The sequence below is a fragment of the Hymenobacter sp. genome (genome assembly GCF_031398885.1).
In the GTDB taxonomy this organism is placed as follows: domain Bacteria; phylum Bacteroidota; class Bacteroidia; order Cytophagales; family Hymenobacteraceae; genus Hymenobacter.
Genome location: NZ_JANNOD010000088.1, coordinates 1 through 9,545 on the forward strand (window position 1 = coordinate 1; position 9,545 = coordinate 9,545).

At 62.2% G+C, this 9,545-nt stretch carries 9 protein-coding genes; 5 read left to right on the forward strand and 4 right to left on the reverse strand.

From position 1 onward, the window contains the following. Window positions 1-167 precede the first annotated feature (167 nt). Window positions 168-323 (reverse strand): hypothetical protein, encoded by a 156-nt coding sequence (locus RMO51_RS16855; protein ID WP_310396583.1) that lies wholly within the window; start codon window positions 321-323, stop codon window positions 168-170. Between the two features lie 95 nt (window positions 324-418). After that, on the reverse strand, window positions 419-1,816 hold the full coding sequence (locus RMO51_RS16860; protein WP_310396585.1) for an arginine decarboxylase: 1,398 nt from the start codon (window positions 1,814-1,816) through the stop codon (window positions 419-421). Between the two features lie 321 nt (window positions 1,817-2,137). Between RMO51_RS16860 and RMO51_RS16865 the strand changes: the two genes are divergently transcribed. The 4 genes from RMO51_RS16865 (at window position 2,138) to RMO51_RS16880 (ending at window position 6,340) form a co-directional block, all read left to right on the forward strand. Beyond that, complete coding sequence (locus RMO51_RS16865) at window positions 2,138-3,112, forward strand: arginase (protein ID WP_310396588.1); 975 nt, start codon at window positions 2,138-2,140, stop codon at window positions 3,110-3,112. A gap of 186 nt (window positions 3,113-3,298) precedes the next feature. Further along, window positions 3,299-4,477: an acyltransferase gene (locus tag RMO51_RS16870; RefSeq protein WP_310396590.1), complete on the forward strand. Its 1,179-nt coding sequence runs from the start codon at window positions 3,299-3,301 to the stop codon at window positions 4,475-4,477. 446 nt (window positions 4,478-4,923) lie between these two features. Beyond that, the gene (locus RMO51_RS16875) at window positions 4,924-5,631 is read left to right on the forward strand and encodes a hypothetical protein (protein WP_310396592.1); all 708 of its coding nucleotides are present in this window, start codon (window positions 4,924-4,926) and stop codon (window positions 5,629-5,631) included. Window positions 5,632-6,088: 457 nt separating this feature from the next. Next, entirely contained in the window at window positions 6,089-6,340 is a 252-nt protein-coding gene (locus tag RMO51_RS16880) for a hypothetical protein (protein ID WP_310396594.1), read from the forward strand. Between the two features lie 452 nt (window positions 6,341-6,792). Here RMO51_RS16880 and RMO51_RS16885 read toward each other — a convergent pair whose 3' ends face one another. Continuing rightward, a complete protein-coding gene (locus tag RMO51_RS16885) occupies window positions 6,793-7,062 on the reverse strand; it encodes a Txe/YoeB family addiction module toxin (RefSeq protein ID WP_310396596.1) in 270 nt (89 codons plus the stop codon). Then, window positions 7,059-7,340, reverse strand: coding sequence for a hypothetical protein (locus RMO51_RS16890; protein ID WP_310396598.1), 282 nt, complete (start codon window positions 7,338-7,340; stop codon window positions 7,059-7,061). Before RMO51_RS16890 ends, RMO51_RS16885 begins: the two co-directional genes overlap by 4 nt. Before the next feature lie 265 nt (window positions 7,341-7,605). Between RMO51_RS16890 and argS the strand changes: the two genes are divergently transcribed. Further along, the gene (gene argS, locus RMO51_RS16895) at window positions 7,606-9,402 is read left to right on the forward strand and encodes an arginine--tRNA ligase (protein ID WP_310396600.1); all 1,797 of its coding nucleotides are present in this window, start codon (window positions 7,606-7,608) and stop codon (window positions 9,400-9,402) included. Window positions 9,403-9,545: the final 143 nt, after the last annotated feature.

Genomic DNA, 9,545 nt, shown 5'->3' on the forward strand with positions numbered 1-9,545 from the left:
GGAAAACAGCCCGTCATGCCGAGCGCAGCGGCGGCTTCTCACGTGGGTTTGTAATCAAATCGTTGCAACGAGGCTTGCGAGATGCCTCGGCTGCGCTCGGCATGACGGACGTAAAAAAGGCCGGCCTCCCACGCGGGCAGCCGGCCTTTCTACTTCGTATCTGGAACCTACTGGCGTGCGGCCGGTGCGGCCGTGCTGGCGGTAATGGGCGAGGAAACGCGGTTGGCTTCCTTGGTGCTGCTGTAGGCGGGGCATTTTTGGCGGTTGCAGGCACCCAGCGAGAGGGCCGCAACGCCAGCGGCGAGCAATACGAACTTTTTCATAAGTATAAAAAAACGGGTTAGGGATGACGAGCTGAGCTTCAAAGATAAGCAGCCAACGCTATATTCTGCGAAAAAATCCTAACGCCGAAATTGTATTATTGGTATCCGAGGATTTTCATCATGCTGGCCGCGTCCTGCTCGGGGGCAAACACGGTGTCGACAAGCGTCCCGTCTGCGGCGCGGTCGAGAATGATGTGCCGGGGCGCCGGGATGAGGCAGTGCTTGATGCCGCCGTAGCCGCTGAGGCTTTCCTGGTAAGCCCCGGTGTGGAAGAAGCCCACGTAGAGGGCCTGCGCATCGGCGGGCTTGCGCTCGGGCAGAAACACCTGGTAGAGGTGCTTCTCGGCGTTGTAGTAGTCCTGCGAGTCGCAGGTGAGGCCGCCGAGCTGAATCTTTTTGTATTCCTTGTTCCAGCCGTTGAGGGCCAGCATAATGAAGCGCTGATTGAGGGCCCAGGTGTCGGGCAGATTGGTGATGAAGGAGCCGTCAATCATGTACCACAGCTCCTTGTCGTTCTGCAGCTTCTCGTCCAGAATGCTGTAGATGGTGGCGCCGCTCTCGCCCACGGTGAAGATGCCGAACTCGGTGAAGATGTGGGGCTCGGGCACGCCCTCCTCGGCGCAAATGCGCTGAATGGTGCGCAGAATCTCGGCCACCATGTAGGGATAGTCGTACTCGGGCTGAATGCTGGTTTGGATGGGCAGCCCGCCGCCAATGTCGATGGTGGTCAGGGTGGGGCACACCTTGCGCAGCTCGCAGTACTTGTGCACGAAGCGGCTCAGCTCGGACCAGTAATAGGACGTGTCCTTGATGCCGGAGCTGATGAAATAGTGCAGCATGGTGAGCGTGAAGCGCGGGTCGTCCTTGATGCGCTGCTCGTAGAGCGGCAGGGCGTCGGCGTAGCGAATGCCCAGGCGCGAGGTGTAGAACTGGAAGCGCGGCTCCTCGTCGGAGGCCAGGCGCATGCCCAGGTTCACGTTTTCGCGCACGTGGTCGTGGTAGTAGTCAATTTCGTTGGGCGCATCGATGATGGGCATGCAGTTCACAAACCCTTCGTTAATCAGGTCGGCCACCTCTTTTTTGTACGCCTCGGGCTTGAAGCCGTTGCAGATGATGTGCTTTTGCTTGTCGACCTTGCCCTGGGCGTGCAGGTTGCGGATGATGCTGATGTCGAACCACGACGAGGTTTCGAGGTGGATGTCGTTCTTCAGGGCTTCCTCCAGCACGAAGCGGAAGTGCGACGACTTGGTGCAGTAGGCGTAGGAGTACGTGCCCTGGTAGCCGGTGTGCGCGATGGCCTCGGCAAACCACGTTTTGGCCCGCTGAATCTGGGAGCTGATTTTGGGCAAGTAGGTGAGGCGCAGCGGGGTGCCGTGCTTCGCCACCAGGCCCATCAGGTCGATGTCGTGGAAGCGAAGCTCGTGGTCCTGCACGGTAAAATCGGCCGAGGGAAAATCGAAGGTTTGGGAAATCAGGTCGTGATAAGTATCCATTAAAGCGCGGATGTTGCAGATTGGTCGTGACTGACGCAGATGATGTTCAACGGCGGATGCTCTTGGGGCGGCGGCGTGGTTCGGCGGCGCGTGGCTTGCCGCTGATACTTTTGCTAACCGTTTACAAAGAAAGTTGCTGGCACCTATTTCGGGTCCGGCGCGCTCATAACAGGCAGCGGCCCCAATCGGCTGTTCGCCGCCGCTATTTGCGTGGGCTGACGCCTTGGCCTCCCCGCTCAACGGCCTCCGCTGGCGGAGCCTCATCCGCCAGCAAAACATCATCGGCGGCATCCGTGCCCCCACCTGCACCATCTGCGATTTATGAAACGCATCAAATTACTGGAAGTCCGCTCCGAGCTGGGGGCCGGCACGCGCGGCGCGAGCATGGGCATTGACGCGCTGCGCGTGGCCTGTCTCAACAAGGGCTCCGACTACTTCCGCCGCTTCAACGCCGTGGTCGTGCCCGACCTGAACCACGTCCTGTTCGACAAAACGCCGTTCCCTTTCGCCAAGCACATCGACGCCATCTACACGGTGCAAAAGGGCATTGCCAGCGCCGTGGAGCAGACGCTGCGCTTCGGCGAGTTTCCGCTGGTGCTGGCCGGCGACCACAGCAACGCCAACGCCACCATTGCCGGCATCAAGGCCGCCTACCCCACCAAAACCCTGGGCGTGGTCTGGATTGACGCCCACGCCGACATTCACTCGCCCTACACCACGCCCAGCGGCAACGTGCACGGCATGCCCCTGGCCGCCGCCCTGGGCCAGGACAACCGCCAGCACCAGCGCAACCTCCCCGACCCGGAAACCGAGTTCTTCTGGCGCCGCCTCCAGGACCTGGGCGAGCCCGGCCCCAAGCTGCGCCCCGAGCACCTGGTGTACGTGGCCGTGCGCGACACCGAGGCCGAGGAGGAAGCCGTCATCGCGCGCCTGGGCATCAAGTGGATAAAGCTGCCCGAGTTCCAGCGCAAGGGCTCGCGCCAGGTGACGCGCGAGATTTACGAGCATCTGCGCTTCTGCGACATGGTGTACGTTTCCTTCGACGTGGACAGCCTCGACTCGGAGTTCAGCAAGGGCACCGGCACCCCGGTGGAGGCCGGCCTGTACCTCTCCGAGGCCGAAAACCTGTGCCAGGACCTGCTGGAAAACGACCGGGTGGTGTGCTTCGAAATGGTCGAAATCAACCCCACCCTGGACCAGGAAAACACGATGGCCAAAAACGCCTTCAACATCCTGGAAAAAGCCACGGCGGCCATTGAACGGCGCCTGCGGCTGGAGGAAGTGGTGAGCAGGTAGGCAAAGCTGTTTTTGATTTGAATTAAAGAACGTCATGCAGAGCTTGCCGAAGCATCTCGCTCGCATCGTTCAGCGATTGGATTACTACCACACGCGAGATGCTTCGGCAAGCTCAGCATGACGTTCTTTAATTCAAGGACAAGCCTAACCTGGGCACCGGCGGCCGGGGCCAGTACTTTTGGCCCGATGCCCGCCCCGTCCTTCTACCGCCGTCCGGGCGGCCCGGTTTATTTCCCCAACCTCGACGGACTGCGCTTCGTGGCGGCGCTGCTGGTCATCGTCAACCACATCGAGCAGCAGCGGCTGTTTCACGGCCGCCCCACGCTGAGCGCGGTGCCGGCCGTGCAGCGCATGGGCGACGTGGGCGTCACCTTGTTCTTCGTCCTGAGCGGGTTTCTGATTACCTACTTGTTGTTGGTGGAGCAGGAGCAGTTTGGGCGGGTGGCGGTGGGCCGGTTTTACCAGCGGCGGGCGCTGCGCCTCTGGCCCCTGTACTACGCCGTGGTGCTGCTGGCGCTGCTCGTGCTGCCCCAGGTGGCGTGGTTGCGGGCGGCGGGCTTCAGCGGGGATGTCGCGCAGCTGCCCGAAAAGGCCGTGCTCTATGCCCTGTTGCTGCCCAACGTGGCGCTGGTGCGCTACGGCGGCACCCCGTTCTTGTCGCAGACCTGGTCCATTGGCACCGAGGAGCAGTTCTACCTGCTGTGGCCGTGGGTGCTGCGCCGGGCGGGGGCGCGGGTGCTGCCGGTGGTGGGCGGCCTGTTGCTGCTGCTGCTGGGCGCCCAGCGCGTCGTCGTCGTGGCGTTTCACGCGGCCCAGCCCGCGCCCGGCCCGGGGCTGACGTTTGCTTTCAACTTCCTGTATTACTTCCGGCTCGACTGCCTGGTGGTGGGGGCGGTGCCGGCCATCCTGCTTTTTCAGCGACGCACGGCGGTGCTGCGCTGGCTGCTGGCCCCGGCAACGCAATGGCTGAGCCTGCTGGCCGTGCTGGGCCTGCTGGCCTGGGGCCGGCGCTTCGCCTTGCACGAGCAGGTGTACGCCGGCTTGTTCGCGGTGCTGATTCTGAACCTGGCCGCGGCCGAAAAATCAGTCGTTACTCTGGAACAAGGATGGCTGCGCTATCTGGGCAAGCTCTCCTACGGCCTCTACATGCTGCATTATTTGGCGGTGGCCGTGGTGCTGCACCTGGGCGGCCCGTGGCTCGACGCGCAAGTGGGCTGGCTCCGGTGGCTGCTCACGCTGCTGGCCACGCTGGGGCTGTCCGTGCTGCTGGCCCTGGTTTCCTATTACGGGCTGGAACGGCCCTTCCTGCGGCGCAAGGCCCGCCCGGAACGCGTGCTACCCCAGGCCCCGCGCCGCGCCGAGTGAAGGAGCGGAGGAGTTAACCGTTGGCCTCCCGCACGCTATGCCCGCAGCGTTTGCGTTGGCAGGGGGCGGCCGTCCGGCCCCGCCGCCGCAAGGTTTACTTCGGGGGCGAAGGTTTGCGCTACGGTTGGGAGGTCCGCGCTTTAGGGCAAGGTTTGCGGTTAGAAACGAAGGGTTGTGCCTACGAAGCGGTTGGCGGGGCTTACGAAGCAAGGTTTGGGCCCTTGAAGCGGTTGGCGGGCCTTACGAAGCCGTTGGCGAATGTTACGAAGCCGTTGGCAGGCGTTATGAAGCCGCTGGCGAGTGTTACGAAGCGGTTGGCGAGTGTTACGAAGTGGTTGGCGGGTAGTGAGATGGCGGGGGCAGGGGCGGGGATGCCGGCGAAAGCTCGGCAATACTTAAATAATTGCTACGTTTGACGCACACTTCTACCCCTAACGCCCCGCGACATGGACAATAACAAGCTCAACGCGCAGCTCCTGCGCGACACCGCCACCGCCGCCGGCCTGCAAGCCGACCAGGCCCTCTATGCCGCCCTCGAAGCCGACATCGCGCCCCTGCGCGCCGCGCACGCCGCCAACCTCGCCCAGGCCCGCACCCTGGAAGCCGTCGTGATGGGCAACCCCAGCGGCGACACCACCCAGCAAAAAGCCGGGACCAGAAGCCAGCTCAAGGCCCTGGCCCTGCGCCTGGCCGCCGCCCTGCAAGCCCACGCCGCCAGCCCAACCGCCTCCGACGAGGACCTGGCCGGCCGCGTGCGCTACAGCCGCACCGAGATTGCGCAGACCGACGACGCCAGCTTTGCCAGCATCGTCGGGGCCCTGCTGAAGGAGGCCGCCCCCCTGGCCCCGGCGCTGGCCCGGCGCGAGTTCACCGCCGACGACCTGGCCGAAACCACCCGCCTGCTGGCCCGCTTCGAGCAAAAACAGGCCAGCCAGCGCACCACCGTGGTGGCCGGCAGCACCGACCGCCAAACCCTCATCGACCTGCTGCGCCGCAACACCGCCCTCATCAACCAAATCCGGGTGCAGCTCCGGCCCTACCAAAACTCGCCCGCCAAGCACGAGGTCTGGCTCCGCTTTCAGGGCTACACCAAGCTCATCGTCCTCGGCCAGCGCGGCCCCCAAGGTAGCGTCGATACGAAGCCGGTAGCTTAAGCCGCTGCCGCAACAGAAAGCCCCCCAGTAGTTGGCTTGTCGTTACCCAAATCTGAGGTCGTTGCTCGGGTCCGACCGATTGCCGGGCGGTGGAAATCGGTGGTCCTCTAACCGGTCGGACCGGACCGTTTCAGCGACACCCGACGAGGACCCATAAAACTTGGGTGAGGATAAGCCAATAGCTGGTGGGGCTTTTTTGCGGTTGTCGTTTCGTTAAGCAGACTGACTCGTGAAGAGTTAGCAGACTATAAATCCTATCCTTTGCATGAACTGTATTTCACGTATTTTACCATCAGTAAACGGTGCGTGAAGTGCCTCTTCCAATAGCTTAATGAACTACGTGTTGATGGTAATAATGTGCTTCGTTGCCACCGGGTGCGGGCAAGTATCCAAGCGAACAAGCCCTCTTTGCCATCGTCAACTTTACGTTGAGACTGTTGCGGTGTCGCTTGTCGGAGTGGATGCAGACTACCTGACCGATTTTACCAGCTTTCGGGTAAAAGTGGGAACGGTGGACGCCGAGCACGAGGATTTTGTGTACACCTGCCGCGGCGATACCATACAGGTTGTTAAGCTGGTTCACGGGGTAAAAAACTGTCACTGGGTCACTGTGCCCGGCGGCCAACAGTCCCTTCATTGCGACACGGACACCATTGAAAGCAAAACGTACAGTGTGCAAGCGTTGCGGAGAAATGAAGCGATTGAATAGTCACTGAGACGGGGGGGGCGCAAGCACTGAGGACCGAGTTAAGCTTTCCATTAATTGAGCCCTCCTTCCAGTAAACTACCAATATAAAGTGCTGACTGATTTCACAAGGGGCAGAAACAGACCTCAACAGGTAGGCGCGAGTTTAAGAAACTCGTCTACTAATCAAAGTTCAGGAAATGCTGTACGAGCATGAGTTTCCTGAACTTCATTGCCGCCAATCAAAAAGCCCCGCCAGACACTGGTGGGGCTTTAGGTTGCTCAAGTTTCGGTGGGCTATTCATCCGGCGGGCGCATCAGCGATTGGATGTGGGCCGCGGCGCTCGCCACGGACTGGCCGTCTTCGGCTGCGCTGGCAGAGACTTCGGGGGAAAGCAGCCTTGCTGGGCCGCGCCGGTTGCAGGGTATCAGTGATGGGGTAGGGGTGGAACAGCTGCGCTGGGCCGTAACGGAGGTCAATAATGGTCTTTGCAGGCCAGAATATGAATAGCAACATCATCGACGCGGTACACGAAACGATGCTCGCGGGTGATGCGTCGGGACCAATAGCCTTGCAGCGGACCTTTTAACGGTTCGGGCTTGCCGGTACCGGTGAAGGGAGTTCGCAGACACTCCCGAATGAAGGTGTTGATTTTTTCAACATTCTCGGGTTCGGTCGCTCGCCAGTCGAGGTAATCCTGCCAGGCGTCGGGGTCCCAGAGGATGCCCCGGCGTATATTTCTCACGCCGCATCCAGCGGTTGCCGGGCAATAAATTGACGTTTTTTGTCGCGCTCCACGGCGGCCAACAGGCGGCGGCGGTTGGCGGGTGTGCGCAGAAGGTGGTCGGTGGCATCCAACTCGTCTTCATCAGCTTTTGAGGAGGCTTCCAATAGGTGCGCGGTACCAAAAGCAATGGCGGCCGCAATGGCGAAGATGCCCCCTACTTTCTCAAGCAAAAGCCCGTAACGGTGCAGGGAAGAACTATCCGGTTTCATTGGAATAGAAGCAAGTGTCGCGGACAACACGAATGTGCCAATGAAGTTAAGGCACGAGGCGCGTAGTAGGGTGCGACCCCGCACCCTGCCGCAATGTAGTCATCGATGGCACCGCCAGCCACTAACGGGGCTTTTAGCTGCTGTAAGTTTCGGGGTGGTTGCGGCACCCGGCGGGGCCGAACTGGACACAGGCTGGCAGATAGAGCCCGAACCGGTGCCCCCTCTCCGCAGGCTTCGCGCATTTAGCGAACAGGGGTCTCGTGGGGTTTCGGGCAGCCCGTACCTTTGCCGCGTGCAACAACTAGAAACCGCCCTCAAAACCGCCCTGCAAACCGCCGCCCAGGCAGTATTCGGCACCGAAATCCCCGCCGCTAGCCTCGCGCTCCAGCCCACGCGCAAGGAGTTTGCCGGCAGCTTCACCCTCGTCACGTTCCCGCTCACCAAGGCCCTGGGCAAGGGCCCGGAGCAAATCGGCCAGGCGCTGGGCGAGTGGCTGCAAGCCCACGAGCCCCGCGTGAGCGGCTACAACGTGGTGAAGGGCTTCCTGAACCTGGAAATTGCCGACGCCGAGTGGCTGGCCGTGTTCGACCAACTGCGCGCCCAGCCCGCCACGGCGCCCGTGGCCACCCCGGGCGGCCCGCGCAACGTGGTGGTCGAGTACTCCTCGCCCAACACCAACAAGCCCCTGCACCTGGGCCACCTGCGCAACAATTTCCTGGGCTACTCGGTGGCCGAGATTCTCAAAGCCACCGGTGCCACCGTCACCAAGGCCAACCTGGTGAACGACCGCGGCATCCACATCTGCAAGTCGATGATTGCCTATCAGCGCTTCGGCCAGGGCGAAACGCCGCAGAGCGCGGGCCTGAAGGGCGACCACCTCGCTGGCAAGTACTACGTGCTGTTTGAGAAGCATTACCGCGAGGAAATCCGCCAGTTGGAGTCCGAAGGCGTGGCCTCCGACATCGCCAAGAAGCAGGCCCCGCTCATGGCCGAAGCCCAGCAGATGCTGCAAGCCTGGGAGGCCGGCGACGACGCCGTGGTGAGCCTCTGGCGCCAGATGAACGGCTGGGTCTACGAAGGCTTCGACGAGACGTATAAGAACATCGGCGTTGATTTCGACAAGTTCTACTACGAGTCCGGCACCTACCTGCTGGGCATGGAGCGGGTGGAAGAGGGCCTTTCAACAGGCGTGTTCTTTAAGAAAGAAAACGGCTCGGTGTGGGTCGATTTGCAAGCCGAAGGCCTGGATGAAAAGCTGCTGCTCCGCGCCGACGGCACCAGCGTCTACATCACCCAGGACCTGGGCACGGCCGAGCTGAAGTACCAGGATTTCGGCTACGACAGCAGCATCTACGTCATCGCCGACGAGCAGAATTACCACATGCAGGTGCTGCAAGCCACGCTGGCCAAGCTGGGCAAGCCCTACGCCGCGGCCATCCACCACCTCAGCTACGGCATGGTGGACCTGCCCTCGGGCAAGATGAAGTCGCGCGAAGGCACCGTGGTCGACGCCGACGAGCTGGTGCGCGACGTGGTGGCCGCCGCCAAAGCCGCCACCCTCGAAAAAGGCAAAACCGAGGGCCTGAGCGACGCCGGGCTGGAAGAGCTGTACCACATGCTGGGCCTGGGCGCGCTGAAATACTACCTGCTGAAAGTTGACCCCAAGAAGCGGATGCTCTTCAACCCCGAAGAGTCGGTGAGCCTGGAGGGGCACACGGGGCCGTTCATCCAGTACTCGCACGCCCGCATCGCGGCCATTCGCCGCAAGGCCGCCGAGCTGGGCATCAGCGAAACGGCCGACTGGAGCAGCCTCACCAGCCTCGACGCCACCGAGCGCGAGCTGGTGCAGGAGCTGGCCCGCTACCCCGCCGTGGTGGCCGAGGCCGCCCGCGCTCTCTCGCCCGCCGTGGTGGCCCAGTACGCCTACGACCTGGCCAAGGCCTACAACCGCTTCTACGCCGAAGTCTCCATTTTCCAGGAAACCGACCCGGCCCGGCGCAGCTTGCGCGTGGCTCTCTCAGCCCGCGTGGGCGAGCAAATCAAAGTGTCGCTGGGCCTGCTGGGTATGCAGGTGCCCGAGCGCATGTAGCCGCCAGAACAGGGTGGCACGTCATGTCGAGCGCCGCCGCGACATCACGCGCGAAAAAAAAATTACAAACCCAAACGAGATGTGGCGGCAGGGCCCGGCAAGAAGGTGCCCCCGGGTGTGGCGGCTACAATCGCTCGGGCCCC